Origin of the sequence: Bordetella pertussis 18323 (genome assembly GCF_000306945.1) — a bacterium.
Lineage (GTDB): Bacteria > Pseudomonadota > Gammaproteobacteria > Burkholderiales > Burkholderiaceae_B > Bordetella > Bordetella pertussis.
Map to the genome: position 1 here is coordinate 2,928,295 of NC_018518.1, position 15,972 is coordinate 2,944,266.

Consider the following 15,972-nt stretch of genomic DNA (forward strand, 5'->3'; position numbering starts at 1 on the left):
TTTACAGGTCGGGCTGGTAAACCCACTTGCCGCCTTCGACCTTGACCATCACCCGCGAGCGTTCGTCGAAGCCGGCGTGGTCCGTGGCGCTCATGTTGAACACGCCCTGCGAAGCGGGCAGGTTCTTGATGCCTTCGAGGGCGTCGCGCATGGCCGCGCGGAACTCCGGCGTGCCCGGCTTGGCGCCCGACTTCAGGGCCGTCGGCAGCGCGGCCACGATCAGCTGGCCGGCATCCCACATATGGCCGCCGAAGGTGTTGGTCGAGCCGGCGCCATGCGTCTTTTCATAGGCCTGGGTGTAGGCCAGCGCCGATTGCTTGACCGGGTTGCTGTCGGGCAGTTGCGCGGCGACCAGCAGCGGGCCGGCCGGCAGCAGCATGCCGTCGCAATCCTTGCCGCACACGCGCAGCACGTCATTGTTGGCGACGCCGTGGGTCTGGTAGATCACGCCGCCGTAGTTGCGCGCGCGCAGCTCCTTCTGGGGCAGGGCCGACGGCGTGCCCGCGCCGGCGATCAGGATCGCGTCGGGCTTGGCGCCCACCAGCTTGAGCACCTGGCCGGTCACGCTGGTATCGGTACGGCCGTACTTCTCGACGGCGGTGATCTCGATGCCCTTGGCCTTGGCCGCGGCCTGCATCACGGCCAGCCAGCCGTCGCCGTAGGCGTCGGCGAAGCCGATGAAGCCCAGGGTCTTGATCTTGGCCTTGACCATGGCGTCGGCCAGAGCGCTGGCCATCAGGGCGTCGTTCTGCGGCGTCTTGAAGACCCAGCGGCGCTTGTCGTCCACCGGCTCGACGATCTTGGCGCTGGCGGCCACGCTGATCATCGGCACCTTGGCTTCGGCGGCCACGTCCACCATGGCCAGCGAGCCCGGGGTGATCGAGGTGCCGACCAGCACGTCGACCTTGTCTTCCGAAGCCAGCTTGCGCGAGTTCTTCACGGCTTGCGTCGTATCGGTGGCGTCGTCGAGCACGATCCATTCGATCTTGGTGCCGTCGACTTCCTTGGGCAGCAGGGCCACCGTATTGCGCTCGGGGATGCCGAGCGAGGCGGCCGGACCGGTGGCGGCGATCGTCACGCCGACCTTGACCTGGGCGCTGGCGATCAGCGGCAGGCTGAGGGCAACAGCGGCCGCGACCGCGGACAAGCCGAAATGCTTGCGCATGTTTTGTCTCCTGTGTGAACCTGCCGGCGCGCCCGGGATGGAGCGCGGCAAGCCTGATTAAAGTTATACAGAAAAAAGAATTATAGGGTTAAAAGAGTATCAAATAACCACCCCGACCCCACCGGGATCAACCCTAATCCGGCGCCCAAAAATTTTCTAACGCGTTTGTTAATAGAAAATTTTTACCCGAGCCCTCCGTAGTGTCTCTAAGGGGATTCCCTGGGAAGCGCCCTCAGCGTCCCAGCACCGGCCATACGCGCTCGACCCGCGACGCCACCCAGGCCGCCACCGCCGCCTTGGCCAGGTCGCCGGGCAGGAATACCGCCACGGCCGCCCAGGCCTTGGCCATGCCCATCTGCGTGACGCCGGCCAGCCAGGGGACGCCGACGGCATAGACCACCACGATGCCGCCCAGCACGCAGGCCGCCACGTAGCCGGCCAGGCCGCGCCACGTACCGGCCGCGCGCAGGGCCAGGCGGCGCGCCAGCCAGCCGGTGACGCAGGCGCCGGCCACCATGCCCACCAGGAACCCGCCGGTCGGACCGAAGAACACGCCCAGGCCGCCGCGTCCGCCCGGCAGCACCGGCAGGCCGATGGCCGCCAGCACCAGGTACAGCAGGCAAGCCAGCGCGCCGCGCAACGGGCCCAGCATGGCGCCGGCCAGCATGGCTCCCAGCGTCTGCAGCGTCACCGGCACGGGAATCGCGGGCAGCGGAATCGGCGGCATCAGGCTCAACACCACGATCAGCGCCGCGAACAGCGCCGCCAGAACCGTATCCTTGGTCGTCATCGGGCTTCTCCTTCATGTAGATGCGGCGCGCCGGCGCGGCCCCTCAACCGCGCGCGTCGATCGCCTGTGCCACTTCCTCGGCACGTTTCAGCGTACGCACCACCAAGGGCACGAGCAACGCCAGCGGATGGGCGCCCAGGCCGCGCGCGGCCTGGGCCTCCCGGATTTCCTGATAATTGCGCCAGATTTCGGGGATGAAGCGCAAGGCCAGCGCCAGGGCCAGGGCCAGCGCCACCTGCGCGGCATTGAGCAGGCCCAGCCGTTCGGCCGGCCGCAGCGCGCGCTCGCACGCGTCGATGAGGGCCGGCACCGGCGTGGTCAGCGTCACGGCCATGGCCAGGCCGATCAGCGCCGCCACCCGCAGTACCACCACGGCGGCGTGCGGCCAGCCCTGCATCAGGCCGGTGAACAGGCCGACCGCGAGCACGATCAACGCCAGACCGCGGGTCTGCCGCCACCAGGCGGCCGCGCCGACGCCGCTGCGCCAGACCAGCAGCGCGGCGCCGGCCAACACCGCCGCCAGCGCGCGCCAGTCGGACAGCAGGAACAACCCTACCCCCGCCAGCGCCAACGCCGCCAGCTTCAGCCCGGCCGGCAGGCGGTGCAGGAAACTGGCGCCGGCGACGTACAGGGGCTCGATCATGCGCAATGCTCGCGATACCAGCCCAGCACCGCCGCCGGCTCGCCGTCGGCGGCGATACGCCCGTCGACCACCGCCAGCACCCGGTCGTAGCCGGCCAGCAGGTCGAGGTCGTGGCTGACCACGATGGCCTGCTGCGGCAACGCGGCGATGGCCTCGGCCACCCGGTTGCGGTTGCGCAGGTCCAGCTGCGTCGTGGGTTCGTCGAACACCACCAGTTGCGGCGCCATCACCAACACGGACGCCATGGCGACCAATTGGCGCTCGCCGCCGGACAGGGTGTGGCTGGTGCGTTCGGCCAGGTGGCCCACGCCCAGCCGTTCGAGCGCGGCGGCGATGCGCGCGTCGCGCTCGGCCGGCGCCAGGCCCTGCTTCTTCAGGCCGAATGCCAGGTCCTCGCGCACGATGGGAAAGACAATCTGGTTCTCTGGATTCTGGAATACGAAACCGACCCGGCGACGCACGTCCTTGACCTGGTTGCGCGTATCCAGGCCGTCGACCAGCACCCGCCCGGAGGACGGCAGGGCCAGGCCGTTGACCAGCCGCGCCAGCGTGCTCTTGCCCGCGCCATTGGGGCCGATCACCCCCACGCGGCGTTCGGACAGGCGCAGGCTCACGCCATGCAGGACCTGTGCCTGGGGCGTGGCGACGACCGCCTGGTCAAACTCGATTAACATGGAGCGGGATTATGCCCGAACCAATTCGCACGGCGGGACTCCAAGCTGATCATGGAAAAAATTCGCAAAACCGACGCCGAATGGCGCACCCAACTTGCCCCGGAAGAATACGCGGTCGCGCGGCAGAAAGGCACCGAGCGCGCCTTCAGCGGCCGATACTGGGATACCTCCACGCCCGGCATATACCGCTGCATCGGCTGTGGCACGCCGCTGTTCGCATCCGACACCAAATTCGATGCCGGCTGCGGCTGGCCCAGCTACTTCGAGCCGCTGGCGCCCGAACGCGTGCGCGAGGAGCTCGACACCAGCCATGGCATGGTGCGCACCGAGGTGCTGTGCAATATCTGCGACGCGCATCTTGGCCATGTTTTCCCGGACGGCCCCGAGCCGACCGGGCTGCGCTATTGCATCAATTCGCTGTCCCTGAAATTCGAACCGCTCGAGGACGAATGAAGAAGTTCCTGTTTGACCTGTTTCCGCTGATACTGTTTTTCGTTGCCTATCGGTACGCCGATATTTATGCGGCCACGGCCGTCGCGATTACCGCGTCCATCGCCCAGATACTCTGGCTGCGCCTCACCGGCAAGGCCATCGAGGGCATGCACTGGATAAACCTGTCGGTCATCGTGATTTTCGGCGGCGCCACCCTGTGGCTGCACAGCGACGTCTTCATCAAGTGGAAGCCCACCGTGCTGTACTGGCTGTTCGGCGGCGCGCTGCTGGGCGCGCGGTACCTGTTCGGGCGCAACCTGGTCCGCCGCCTGCTGGGCAAGCAGATCGCGTTGCCCGATCCGGTCTGGGAGCGCCTCAACCTGAGCTGGGCGCTGTTCTTCGTGGCGGCCGGCGCGGTCAACCTGTATGTGGCCTTCTCCGGCCATTTCACCGAATCCCAATGGGTCAATTTCAAGGTCTTCGGCCTGATGGGCCTGCTGGTCGCTTTCGTCATCGCCCAGTCGCTGTGGCTGGGCAAGCATCTGCAGGCGTCGGACACGCCCGATCAAGATCGAAACGAAGACTGACCAAGAAATAATCCCTTATATATGTCTGAAAATTCTGAACAAATTGAGATTATTAGCGCACGCCTTACTGCGTTAAATCCGATTATCTTGGAGATACAGGACGAGTCGCACCTGCACGCCGGGCACGAAGGCGCAAAAGGCGGCGCGGGGCACTTTCGGGTGCACATCGTAGCCTCCTGTTTCGCAGGTCTGACGCCCGTTGCCCGCCATAGGCTGGTGTATCATCATTTGCAGGATTTGCTCCCATATCCCATTCATGCACTTGCGCTGGATGCGCAAGCACCCTCTCCAGACAACGCCAAGTAAACATTCAAAAGGTCAAAGGACATACATGAAACGCATCGCCATGCTGGCTGCTGCCTGCGTCATTGCCGTGCCCGCTTTCGCCCAGAACGTGGCGACCGTGAACGGCAAGCCCATTACCCAGAAGAGCCTGGATGAGTTCGTCAAGCTGGTCGTCAGCCAGGGCGCTACCGATTCGCCCCAGCTGCGTGAGCAGATCAAGCAGGAAATGATCAACCGCCAGGTGTTCGTGCAGGCGGCCGAGAAGGACGGCGTCGCCAAGCAGGCCGACGTGCAGACTGAGATCGAGCTGGCCCGCCAGGGCATCCTGGTGCGCGCCCTGATGGCCGACTACCTGCAAAAACACCCCGTCACCGACGCCCAGGTCAAGGCCGAATACGAAAAGATCAAGAAAGAACAGGCCGGCAAGATGGAATACAAGGTCCGTCACATCCTGGTCGAGGACGAAAAGACGGCCAACGACCTGCTGGCCCAGGTCAAGAGCAACAAGAACAAGTTCGACGATCTGGCCAAGAAGAACTCCAAGGACCCCGGCAGCGCCGAGCGCGGCGGCGACCTGGGTTGGGCGCCTGCCACCAACTACGTCCAGCCGTTTGCCGAGGCCGTGACCAAGCTGAAGAAGGGCCAACTGGTCGACAAGCCGGTGCAGACCCAGTTCGGCTGGCACGTGATCCAGGTCGACGATACCCGTCCGGTCGAATTCCCCGCCATGGACCAGGTGCGCCCGCAACTGGAAGAAATGCTGCGCCAGCAAACCCTGGCCAACTACCAGAAGCAATTGCGCGAACAGGCCAAGATCCAGTAAGCGCCAAGCCATCGCCATCAACAAAATTGCCCGCTTTCGCGGGCAATTTTGTTTTCGGCTGCCGGGCGCCGGCGCCCGCTTCGCCTACAGGCCCAGCAGCGCCTTCAGGCCGTCCTCGTCCAACACCGGAACGCCAAGCTCCTGGGCCTTGGTCAGCTTGCTGCCGGCATCCTCGCCCGTCACCAGGTAGGCCGTCTTCTTGGAGACCGAACCGCTGACCTTCCCGCCGGCGGCCAGGATACGGCGAGTCGCCTCATCGCGGGTCCAGTTCGGCATGGTGCCGGTCAGGACGAAGGTCTTGCCGGCCAGGCTGGTGCCCTCGGGCTCGGCCTCGGCTTGCGGGTGCACGCCCTGCTGCGTGAGCTGCTCGACGATCTCGCGATTGTGCGGCTCGGCGAAGAAGCGCCGGATCGAGCCGGCCACCACGCCGCCCACGTCGGGCACGGCCAGCAGCGCTTCTTCGCTGGCGTCCATGATGCGTTCCATGCTGCCGAAATGGCGCGCCACGTCGCGGGCCGTCGTCTCGCCCACATGGCGTATGCCCAGCGCGAACAGCAAGCGGCCCAGAGCCGGGCGGCGCGCCTGGTCGATGGCCGCCACCAGGTTTTCCGCCGATTTCTTGCCCATGCGTTCGAGCGCCGCCAGTTCGAACGCGGTCAGGCTGTAGATATCGGCCAGCGACTTGACGCGATCGGCGTCGACCAGTTGGTCGATCAGCTTTTCGCCCAGGCCTTCGATATCCAGCGCCTTGCGGCCGGCGGCATGCAGCAGGGTCTGCTTGCGCTGGGCGGCGCAGAACAGCCCGCCCGTGCAGCGGGCGATGGCCTCGCTCTCGGGGCGCTCGATCGCCGAGCCGCAGATGGGGCAGGCGGTCAGCATGACGAACTCGCGCGCGTCGGCCGGCCGTTTTTCCAGCACCGGCCCGACCACCTCGGGAATGACGTCGCCGGCGCGCCGCACGATCACGGTATCGCCGATGCGCACATCCTTGCGGCGGATCTCGTCTTCGTTGTGCAGGGTGGCGTTGGTGACCGTCACCCCGCCGACGAACACCGGCGCCAGGCGCGCCACGGGCGTGATCGCGCCCGTGCGGCCCACCTGGACCTCGATGCCGAGCAGTTGCGTGACGGCCTCCTCGGCCGGAAACTTGTGCGCCAGCGCAAAGCGCGGCGCGCGCGCGACGAAGCCCAGCACGCGCTGCGACGGCAAGGCGTCGACCTTGTAGACCACGCCGTCGATGTCGTAGGGCAGATCGGCGCGCAGCTTGCCGATACGCTCGTAAAAGGCCAGCAGCCCGTCGGCGCCGCGCTCTCGGTGGTTGTGCCGCAGATTGACCGGCAGGCCCAGTTCGGCCAGCCAGTCCAGCATGCCGCCATGCGTGTCGCGCGGCAGCGTGGACGCCACGCGCACGCCCGGCGCGGGCTCGTCAAAGCGCGTCGGCATGCCTTCGGGCAGGCCATGGACTTCGCCCCAGCTATAGGCGAAGAAACGCAACGGCCGCTGCGCCGTGATGCGCGGATCGAGCTGGCGCAGGCTGCCGGCCGCGGCATTGCGCGGGTTGACGAACACTTTCTCGCCGCGCGCTGCCTGCGTACGGTTCAGGCGTTCGAACTCGGCACGGTTCATCAGGACTTCGCCGCGCACCTCGAGTACCCGCGGCGCGCCATGCAGGCGCAACGGCACGCCTTTGATGGTGCGGATGTTGGCCGTGACGTCCTCGCCGGTCTGCCCGTCGCCGCGCGTGGCCGCCTGGGCCAGCCTGCCCTCCTCGTAGCGCAGGCTGATGGCCAGGCCGTCCAGCTTGAGCTCACAGAAGTATTCAACCTGCTGGTCCAGGCCCAGCAGGCCCGCGCCGCGCAGGGTATCGGCCACGCGCTTGTCGAAGGCGCGCACGTCCTCTTCGTCGAAAGCATTGCCCAGCGACAGCATGGGCACGGCGTGGCGCACGCTGCCGAATTCGGCCAGCGGCGCGGCGCCCACGCGCTGCGTCGGCGAATCGGGCGTGACCAGCTCGGGGTGTTCGGCCTCCAGCGCTTGCAGGTCGCGCATGAGCGCGTCGTACTCGGCGTCCGGAACGCTGGGATCGTCGTGGACGTAATAACGGATATTGTGCTGCTCGATCTCGGCCCGCAGGCGCGCGATCGCTTGCTGCGGCGTAGGACCTGCCTGCGCCATTATGCAAATACTCGCTGCGCCCGCGCGCTGCCGGCCGGCAGGCCGGCCTGGTCAAGCTGCTCGAACAATACCTGCAGGCGCTCGTCGATGACCGCGTCCGCGCCGTCCTGCAGGGGCCGGCCCTGGTCGTCGACCAATTCGGCGCGCAGGCGGGCGGCCAGATCGCGGCCCACGTCGACCATGCGGCCGAAGGCCCGCTGGTCCGCCGGGCTGCACGGCACGTCCAGCAGCAGGTACAGGCGTTCGATGCCGCCCATGCCGGCGTCGAACGCCGCGCCATCGGCGCGCGCCAACGTAAAGCGCACCGCGCCGTTGTCGGCCAGCCAGGCCAGCCGCGCGCCATCGGCGGCAAAACCCAGGTCGCGCGCCACCGCCAGCACCTCGGCGGCCGGTTGCGCAACGCCCAGCAGCAGCGTCAGGCCGACCTGGGTGTCCAGGGCGGCGCAGGTATCGTCCAGCCGGGCCGCCTGTTCCAGCACTTCCTGCTGGTCGGGGCCCTCGACGCTGGCCTCGAAGCGGTCGGCCAGGTCTTGCGCGCGGGCCCAGGCCTGCGACCATTCGATGGCGGTCAGCGGGCCGCTGCGGTTGGCCAGCAACACGGCCAGCTGCATGTTGGCATAGGACTCTTCGGGATGGATGCGGGCGCGATGGCGTTGCTCGGCCGTGGCGGCGAACACGCGCAAGGGCTTGCGGCCGGCCTGCCGCAGCGACTGCAGATAAGGCAGCAGGTCGGCGCCGCGCACGGGCTCGCTGAAATGGATTTCAATCACGACCTCGCAAGCGGGATCGGGCTCTTCCTGGTCGTCGGTGTCCGGGTTGGCGGGCGCCGCGGCCGGCGCGGCACCCGCTGCGGCGCCGCCCATGCCGGGCTCACGGCGCGTCGCGCCCGCCGCCGTGCGATCCTGCGCGCCGGCGCCAAGCAGGGGATCCTGCTCGGTCGAAGGGAAATGGGCTTGCATCCTGCGGCGCACCCGGCGGTCCTGCCACCAGTTAAAGCCCAGCACCAGCAATATGAGCAGGACACCAAGGGCAATCAGCCCGATCTGCAAATCACTCATGAGAATATCCCGCGCCTAAGGCAGCGCAAATCCGAATATGGGTTTCAGGCTTCGGCGGCCATTTGCACGGCCGAGTCTATATCCACAGCAACAATACGCGATACGCCCTGCTCCTGCATCGTCACGCCGATCAGTTGCTTGGCCATCTGCATGGCGATTTTATTGTGCGAGATGAACAGGAACTGGGTCTGTTCGCTCATGTTGCTGACCAGATTGGCATAGCGTTCGGTATTGGCGTCATCCAGCGGCGCGTCGACCTCGTCGAGCAGACAGAACGGCGCGGGATTCAGCTTGAACAGCGCGAACACCAAGGCCGTGGCCGTCAAGGCCTTCTCGCCCCCGGACAGCAGGTGGATGGTGCTGTTGCGCTTGCCCGGCGGCTGTGCCATCACCTGCACGCCCGCGTCGAGGATTTCGTCGCCGGTCATGGTCAGCCTGGCCTCGCCGCCGCCGAACAGCTTGGGGAACAACTCGCCGAAATGGCGGTTGACCGTATTGAAGGTCTCCTGCAGCAGCTCGCGGGTTTCCCGGTCGATCTTGCGGATGGCGTCCTCGAGGGTCTCCATGGCCGTCAGGAGGTCCTGCTGCTGGGCGTCGAGGAAAGTCTTGCGTTCGCGCGAGGTATTCAGTTCGTCCAGGGCGGCCAGGTTAACCGGCCCCAGCGCGTCGACTTGGCGCGAAATGCGGCCCACCTCGGACTGCAGCCAACTGGCCTTGCGCCACTCGTCGGGCATCTCGGCCAGCTCGCGGGCCAGCGTCTCGCGGTCGACCTCGCGGGCGTTGAGCTGCTCGGTGAACTGTTCCTCGGCCAGGCGGGCGGCCTGCTCCTGCAGTTGCAGTTCGGTGATGCGGGCGCGCAGCGGCTCGAGCCCGCGCTCCTGTTGCATGCGCTCCTCGTCGGCGCCGCGCATCAGGGCCGACAGGTTGTCCAGTTCCAGGCGCGCGCGCGTCAGCGCCTCTTCGCGCTCGGCGCGCAACTCCAGGGCGTCCTGCAGGCCTGCCTGCGAGGCCGAGGCGTCCAGGTCGACCAGGTCGGTTTCGAGCTGCTGCAGCTCGGTGGCGGCGCGCTGGCTCTGGTCGGCGGCCAGTTGCCGGTTGCGCTGCAGGTCGGTGATGCGCACCTGGACGCCGCGCTCGGCGAACTCGGCCTCCTGGGCGGCGCGCTCCAGCTCGCGCAGCCGGGTGCGGGCGGCATCGGCCTGGGCGGACAGGGTTTCGCCGTCGATCTCGGCGTCGGAGAAACGCGATTGGTGCTCGGCCAGTTCGCCGTCGAGCGCCTCGAAGCGCACTTCGGCCTCCTCGCGGGTGGCGCGCAGGTCTTCCTCGTGCGCCGCGAGCTCCTCGAGATCCTGGCGCAGGCGGGCGGCCCGCTCGCCGGACTGTTCGGCCTGCTGCTGCAGGCGCGAATGCTCGAGCTGGATGTCGTGCACGCGCCGGGTGACTTCGACCACCCGCTGGCGCGCCGGCGCGATGGCCTGCGATACCTGTTGCCAGGCCGCCTCGGCGCGCGCCACGGCGGCGCGGGCCTGGTCGGCGATCAACTGCTGCGCCTTGATCTCGCGCTGCAGGTTTTCGATTTCCTGCTGGCGCGCCAGCAACCCGGCCTGCTCGGAGTCGGGCGCGTAGAAACGTACGCTGTGGGCATCGACCAGGTGCCCGGCCTTGACGACGTAGGCGGCGCCGGCCGGCAGGCTGGCGCGCCCGCCCAGGGCCTGGGTCAGGTCGGCGGCGGTGTACAGGCCGGCCAGCCACTGGTTGAGCAGCGTGCGCAGGTCGGGGTCGGTGACCCGCAGCAGGCTGGCCAGCGGCGTCTGGCCCTGCGGGGCGGCCGGCGCGGGCGCGGCGACCGGCACCTGGTAGAACGCCAGGCGGGCCGGCGGCGCGTCGTCGGCGAAGGCGCGCGCCCAGTCCAGGCTGCGCACCTCGAGCGCGGCCATGCGCTCGCGCAGCGCGGCTTCCAGGGCGGTTTCCCAGCCCGGCTCGATATGCAGCTTCTGCCACAGGCGGCCCAGGCCGGCCAGCTCGTGCTTGGCCAGCCACGGTTCCAGCGCGCCCTGCTTCTGGACGTCCTCCTGCAACTTGACCAGCGCCGCCAGGCGGGCCTCGAGGCGGGCCAGGCCCTGGGCATCCTGCTGGGCGGCGGCCTGGGCGCGGCTGCGCTCGGCGTCGGCCTCGGGCACGCGCCCTTCCAGGGTGGCCAGTTCGGCTTGCGCCGCCTCGAGCTGGTCCTCGCCGGCCAGGCGATCGCCGGCCAGCTGTTCCAGCCGCTCGGGGTCGGGCGTGTGCAGTTCGCGCAGTTCCTGCTGCAGGCGCTCGCGGCGCTGCTCCAGCGTTTGCAGCTGGCGGTCGGCGTCGCGCTGGGTCTGGGCCACCAGGGCCAGGTTCTGTTCGACGCGCGCCAGCGCGGCGCGCATGTCGTCGCGCCCGGCCGCGGCGTCGCGCACCCGGGCTTCGATGGCCGGCAGGCCGGCCTGGGCGTCCTCGGCCGCGGCGCGCGCTTCCTCGGTGCGCGCCGCGCCGGTGGCCAGGTCTTCCTCGGCCAGGGCGATCTGTTCGGTACAGTGCTCCTGCTGGGTGTTCCACTCGGCGATCTGGGCCTGCAGCTGTTCGCGGCGCGCCTGCAGGCGGTTGCGCGAATCGACCACATGGCGGATTTCGGCCTCCAGGCGGCTGACCTGGGCATTGGCCTCGTACAGCTGCCCCTGCGCCGCGTGCACCGCGTCGCTGGCGGCGTAATGGGCCTGGCGGCGCGATTCCAGCTCGGCCTCGCCAGCCCGCAGGCCGGCGATGGCGGCTTCCAGATCGTTCTGGGCCCGCGCCATGTCCTGGTTCTTGCGCTCGCGCTCATCGCGGGCGCCGGTTTCCTTCAGCAGCCACAGCGCGAACTGCTTTTTCTCGCCGTCGGCCTGCAGTTCGCGGTATTTGCGCGCCACCTCGGCCTGGGCCTCCAGCTTGTCGAGCTGGCTGCCCAGTTCGCGCAGGATGTCCTCGACCCGGGTCAGGTTCTCGCGCGTATCGGACAGGCGGTTCTCGGTCTCGCGGCGGCGCTCTTTGTAGCGCGACACCCCGGCCGCCTCTTCGAGGAAGACCCGCAGCTCTTCCGGGCGGGCCTCGATCAGGCGGTTGATCATGCCCTGGCCGATGATGGCGTAACCGCGCGCGCCCAGGCCTGTGCCCAGGAAGATGTCGTGGATGTCGCGCCGCCGGACCTGCTGGTTGTTGACGTAGTAGCTGCTGGTGCCGTCGCGCGTCAACACGCGGCGCACGGCGATTTCCGAATAGGCGCTCCACTGGCCCGCGGCCCGCCCTTCGGTATTGTCGAATACCATCTCGACCGAGGCGCGGGCAGCCGGCTTGCGGTTGCCCGAGCCATTGAAGATGACGTCCTGCATCGACTCGCCGCGCAGTTCGGACGCCTTGGCTTCGCCCAATACCCAGCGCACGGCGTCGATGATGTTCGACTTGCCGCAGCCGTTGGGACCCACCACGCCCACCAGTTGGCTGGGCACGGGGATTACGGTTGGATCGACGAAGGACTTGAAGCCGGCGAGTTTTAGCTGGGTGAGACGCACAGTACGATGACGGACGGGGTAGGTTGAACGAGGGGCGTTGAACGGACCTGCCGCACACAATAGGCGATGCGACCCCCAGGAGGGCCGATCCAAGGCCCGTATGATACCCCAGGAGGGTAGCGCCCATCGTGAGCAAAGGTGAGCCTGGGACAAACGCCAAGCGCCGGCCGGCCGGACCGGGCGCTATACTCGCTGACACTTTTTTTCGCCAATACGGTCAATCGGACAGTGCCAGCCGTTCGGGCGGGCAGCGGGGACATTCTTGAAACGCGGGTTTTATCTGGTTATGGCCGCGCAGGCCTTCTCATCCCTGGCAGACAACGCACTGTTCATCGCGGCGATCGCCTTGATCCTGGAGTTGAGCGGGCCCGACTGGATGGCGCCCATGATGAAGTGGTCCTTCGCCCTGGCGTACGTGGTGCTGGCCGCGTTCGTGGGCGCCTTCGCCGATTCGTTCCCCAAGGGCCGGGTGATGTTCATCACCAATGCGCTCAAGGTCGCCGGCTGCATGCTGATGTTCTCGTATGCCAGCATCGGCGTGCCGGCCACCTACCAGACCTACCTGGTCTGCGCGGCCTATGGCCTGGTCGGCATCGGCGCGGCCGCCTACTCGCCGGCCAAGTACGGGATCGTCACCGAAATGCTGCCGCCCGACCTGCTGGTAAAGGGAAACAGCTGGATCGAAGGGCTGACCGTGCTGTCCATCATCATCGGCACGGTGCTGGGCGGCGTGCTCATTTCCCCCCATGTCTCGAGCGTGCTGCTCGCCTACCCCTGGCTGAACAAGCTGGTCCATACGCCGGCGGAAGCCGCCATCCTGGTCATTGCGCTGGTCTACGTCATCGCCGCGCTGTGCAACCTGCTGATCCCGCCCACGCACGTGCGCTACCCCCCGCAGCAGCGCAGCCCCTTCAAGCTGGTGCGCGCATTCAGCGGCTACGTGTGCGTGCTGTGGCGCGACAAGCTGGGCCAGATCTCGCTGGCCGTGACCACGCTGTTCTGGGGCGCCGGCGCCACGCTGCAATTGATCGTGATCGAATGGGGCCGCAGCCATCTGGGCTATCGCCTGGACCAGGCTTCGGTGCTGATGGGCGTGGCGGCGGTGGGAACGGTGGTCGGCTCCATCCTGGCCGGCCGCATTCCGCTGCGCAAGGCGCTGTCGGTGCTGCCGGTCGGCGCGGCCATGGGCCTGGTGGTGCTGCTGATGCCGCTGGTCTATTCGCCCTGGAGCGTCTACCTGCTGCTGGTCACCGGCGGCCTGGCCGGCTTTTTCGTCGTTCCCATGAACGCCCTGCTGCAGCACCGCGGCCACGTGCTGCTGTCGGCCGGCCATTCGATCGCGGTGCAGAACTTCAACGAGCAGCTCAATATCCTGCTGATGGTCGCCATCTATACGGTGCTGCTGTGGCTGGAACTGCCCATCAACATCATCATCGTCATATTCGGCCTGATCGTCACCGTCCTCATGGTGGTGTTCATCCGCTGGAGCCGCCGCAACCTGTCGGCCGACCCCGCCCTGCGCGAGCAGATCGGCCAGAAAGGCCACGGCAAGGCCCTCGACTCGGCCCACTGAGGGCCGCTTGCCGCCGCCTCAGCCGCGCGCCGCCAGCAGCAGGTCTTGCCAGGCGCGCGCCTTCTCGGCTGGGCTGCGCAACAGATAGGCCGGGTGGTAGCTGACCACCACGGGAATCGAGCGCCCCTCGTCGGTTTGCAGGCTGTGCACGCGGCCGCGCAAATTGCCTATCGTGGCCTCGGTGTTCAACAGCGTCTGGGCCGCGAACCGGCCCAGCACCAGGATGCGCTCCGGGTTCAGCAGGGCAATCTGGCGCCGCAGGTAGGGACTGCAGGCGGCGATTTCCTCGGGCTTGGGATTGCGGTTGCCGGGCGGGCGGCACTTGATGACGTTGGCGATGAACACGTCGCGCTCGCGGCTCATGCCCACCGACTGCAGCATCGCATCCAGCAGCTTTCCTGAGCGGCCGACGAATGGCAGCCCCTGGCGGTCTTCCTGCTCGCCGGGCGCCTCGCCCACCACCATCCAGCGCGCCGGCTGGGCGCCCATGCCGAATACGGCGTGGCGCCGCCCCTGGCACAGGCCGCAGGCGGTGCAGTCCTGCACCAGTTGCTGCAATTGCCCCAAGTCGGCGCCGGCCGCCCGCGCCGCCACGGCGGCCCGCGCGGCCTGTCCGTCGGCCTCGGCGGCCGGTTCGGCGCGCTGCGGCGCGGCCACCGGCGGGCGCGGCGCGCGGGTCGGACTGGCCGCCGGGCCATCGGCGCGTGGGGTCGCGGCCGCCGGCCGGACGGCCTCGGCCGTCGCCACGGCCGCATTGGCGGCCTCGGCGGCAGGCGCGGCGGGCGCGACAGCCCCGGCCGCGGACGCCAATGGCGCCGGCAGCCAGGTTTTCTCGATGCCGATCTCGCGCAGCCAGATCCGCTGCAGCGGATTCGGACGCGGCGCGGCCGGCGCGGCGGCTTCAGGCGCGCTCATTGCCCACCGTCGCTTCGCCCAGGGTTTTCTGCATTACCAAAGCATCCTCGCGCTTGCCCTTACCTGCGGGATAGTAATCTTTGCGCCGGCCGATGCGCAGATAGCCGTGCCGCTCGTAGAACTGCACCGCGGTGGCATTGGAGGGCCGCACCTCCAGCAGCACGCCGGCCAGGCCGCGCGCGCGCGCCTGGCGCTCGCACCAGCCCAGCATCAGGCCGCCCAGGCCTTGCCGGTGCAGATGGCGCGGCACAGCGATGACCAGCAGATGCACCACGTCGGGCGCCGCCATCATCACACAGAAGCCCGCCAGCCTGCCGTCCTGGCGCAGCACACAGGCCGGATAGCCGGCCTGCAGCGCATCGGCGAAATTGCCGCGCGTCCAGGGAAAGGATTGGACCTGCGCCTCGAGTTCGGCCACTTCGTCGAGGTCGCGCTGCGCCATGGGCAGCATCTGCGTGGCGGCCAGGGCCGAGACCGCGCGCGGGTTGCCGCCCTGCCCCCGCTCGCGCTCGGCGGTGGTGAAGGCCACCTTGTCGCGCACATACAGGGGCGCGGCCAGTTCGGCGGCCACGCCGCCGCCATCCCGCCAGGCCCGGCGCGCCAGGCGCGCCACTGCCTGGGCCTGCGGCCGCTCGGCCTGCACGCGCACCCAGCCAGGCGGCGCGGCCATGCTGGCCGCGTAGACCTGCCATGCATCGCCCGCCATCCGCACGCGCAACGCGCGGCCGGCGCGGGCCGACCAAGCGTCCAGGTGATGCACGGTCCAGGGCACCACCTCGCCGGCGGCGATCAGCAGCGGCGCCTGCAGCGCCTGCCACTGCCCGCCATCGCCGCGCAGGTAGACGGCCAGGTAGACCTCTTCCATGCGGGCGTCCAGCGCCACCACGACCGCGTCGTCGGCCGCCGCGCCCGAAACCTCCGCCACCGCCTCATGCGACACGACCGGCAGGACCGGGATCCCCAGCCCCAGGGCGATGCCCTGCGCCACGCCGCACGCCACCCGCAAGCCGGTGAACCCGCCCGGCCCCTGGCCGAAGGCGACCGCCTGCAGGGCTTCCGGCGCCAGGCCGGCGCGTGCCAGCAATTCCCGTGCCATGGGCAACAGGCGTTCTGCATGCTCCTGGGCGCCCTCGTGCTCCAGCACGGCGACGACGGGTTCGGCCCCGTGCTCGGTGAGCAAGGCCACGCCGCAGCGGGAAGACGAAGTTTCGAAGGCAAGCAGGTTTAGATCCATAGGGGCGGATTGTACGAAATCGGGCGCTTCACCTAGTATGTAAGGG

At 68.4% G+C, this 15,972-nt stretch carries 14 protein-coding genes; 5 read left to right on the top strand and 9 right to left on the bottom strand.

Features of this window, described 5'->3' with window-relative positions:
• Nucleotide 1: 1 nt before the first annotated feature.
• The 4 genes from BN118_RS13815 to BN118_RS13830 form a co-directional block, all read right to left on the bottom strand.
• The gene (locus tag BN118_RS13815) at nucleotides 2-1,165 is read right to left on the bottom strand and encodes an ABC transporter substrate-binding protein (RefSeq protein ID WP_010931543.1); all 1,164 of its coding nucleotides are present in this window, start codon (nucleotides 1,163-1,165) and stop codon (nucleotides 2-4) included.
• A 232-nt stretch (nucleotides 1,166-1,397) separates the two neighbouring features.
• On the bottom strand, nucleotides 1,398-1,955 hold the full coding sequence (locus BN118_RS13820; RefSeq protein WP_010929017.1) for a biotin transporter BioY: 558 nt from the start codon (nucleotides 1,953-1,955) through the stop codon (nucleotides 1,398-1,400).
• A gap of 43 nt (nucleotides 1,956-1,998) precedes the next feature.
• Nucleotides 1,999-2,598 carry a CbiQ family ECF transporter T component gene (locus tag BN118_RS13825; protein ID WP_010931541.1) on the bottom strand — a complete coding sequence of 200 codons (600 nt, stop codon included), beginning with the start codon at nucleotides 2,596-2,598 and terminating at the stop codon, nucleotides 1,999-2,001.
• Entirely contained in the window at nucleotides 2,595-3,272 is a 678-nt protein-coding gene (locus BN118_RS13830) for an energy-coupling factor ABC transporter ATP-binding protein (RefSeq protein ID WP_003813870.1), read from the bottom strand. The genes BN118_RS13825 and BN118_RS13830 overlap by 4 nt, the downstream gene beginning before the upstream one ends.
• A 51-nt stretch (nucleotides 3,273-3,323) precedes the next feature.
• On the opposite strand from BN118_RS13830, the gene msrB reads away from it, so the two are divergent.
• The 4 genes from msrB to BN118_RS13850 are packed head-to-tail and all read left to right on the top strand — an operon-like array spanning nucleotide 3,324 to nucleotide 5,399.
• Complete coding sequence (gene msrB, locus BN118_RS13835) at nucleotides 3,324-3,725, top strand: peptide-methionine (R)-S-oxide reductase MsrB (RefSeq protein WP_010931540.1); 402 nt, start codon at nucleotides 3,324-3,326, stop codon at nucleotides 3,723-3,725.
• Nucleotides 3,722-4,291, top strand: coding sequence for a septation protein A (locus BN118_RS13840; RefSeq protein WP_003813872.1), 570 nt, complete (start codon nucleotides 3,722-3,724; stop codon nucleotides 4,289-4,291). The genes msrB and BN118_RS13840 overlap by 4 nt, the downstream gene beginning before the upstream one ends.
• 21 nt (nucleotides 4,292-4,312) lie before the next feature.
• Entirely contained in the window at nucleotides 4,313-4,597 is a 285-nt protein-coding gene (locus tag BN118_RS13845; protein ID WP_014905949.1) for a BolA family protein, read from the top strand.
• A 25-nt stretch (nucleotides 4,598-4,622) separates the two neighbouring features.
• Nucleotides 4,623-5,399 carry a peptidylprolyl isomerase gene (locus tag BN118_RS13850; RefSeq protein ID WP_003821314.1) on the top strand — a complete coding sequence of 259 codons (777 nt, stop codon included), beginning with the start codon at nucleotides 4,623-4,625 and terminating at the stop codon, nucleotides 5,397-5,399.
• A gap of 84 nt (nucleotides 5,400-5,483) precedes the next feature.
• On the opposite strand, the gene ligA is transcribed toward BN118_RS13850, so the two are convergent.
• The 3 genes from ligA to smc are packed head-to-tail and all read right to left on the bottom strand — an operon-like array spanning nucleotide 5,484 to nucleotide 12,204.
• Nucleotides 5,484-7,574: an NAD-dependent DNA ligase LigA gene (gene ligA / locus BN118_RS13855; protein WP_010931538.1), complete on the bottom strand. Its 2,091-nt coding sequence runs from the start codon at nucleotides 7,572-7,574 to the stop codon at nucleotides 5,484-5,486.
• On the bottom strand, nucleotides 7,574-8,632 hold the full coding sequence (locus BN118_RS13860; RefSeq protein ID WP_003821312.1) for a cell division protein ZipA C-terminal FtsZ-binding domain-containing protein: 1,059 nt from the start codon (nucleotides 8,630-8,632) through the stop codon (nucleotides 7,574-7,576). The genes ligA and BN118_RS13860 overlap by 1 nt, the downstream gene beginning before the upstream one ends.
• A 44-nt stretch (nucleotides 8,633-8,676) precedes the next feature.
• A complete protein-coding gene (smc, locus tag BN118_RS13865; protein ID WP_010931537.1) occupies nucleotides 8,677-12,204 on the bottom strand; it encodes a chromosome segregation protein SMC in 3,528 nt (1,175 codons plus the stop codon).
• 262 nt (nucleotides 12,205-12,466) lie between these two features.
• On the opposite strand from smc, the gene lplT reads away from it, so the two are divergent.
• Nucleotides 12,467-13,777 carry a lysophospholipid transporter LplT gene (lplT, locus tag BN118_RS13870; protein WP_010931536.1) on the top strand — a complete coding sequence of 437 codons (1,311 nt, stop codon included), beginning with the start codon at nucleotides 12,467-12,469 and terminating at the stop codon, nucleotides 13,775-13,777.
• 18 nt (nucleotides 13,778-13,795) lie between these two features.
• On the opposite strand, the gene BN118_RS13875 is transcribed toward lplT, so the two are convergent.
• Nucleotides 13,796-14,692: a uracil-DNA glycosylase gene (locus tag BN118_RS13875; RefSeq protein ID WP_010931535.1), complete on the bottom strand. Its 897-nt coding sequence runs from the start codon at nucleotides 14,690-14,692 to the stop codon at nucleotides 13,796-13,798.
• Nucleotides 14,679-15,926 (bottom strand): bifunctional tRNA (adenosine(37)-N6)-threonylcarbamoyltransferase complex dimerization subunit type 1 TsaB/ribosomal protein alanine acetyltransferase RimI, encoded by a 1,248-nt coding sequence (locus tag BN118_RS13880; RefSeq protein WP_010931534.1) that lies wholly within the window; start codon nucleotides 15,924-15,926, stop codon nucleotides 14,679-14,681. The genes BN118_RS13875 and BN118_RS13880 overlap by 14 nt, the downstream gene beginning before the upstream one ends.
• Nucleotides 15,927-15,972 lie beyond the last annotated feature (46 nt).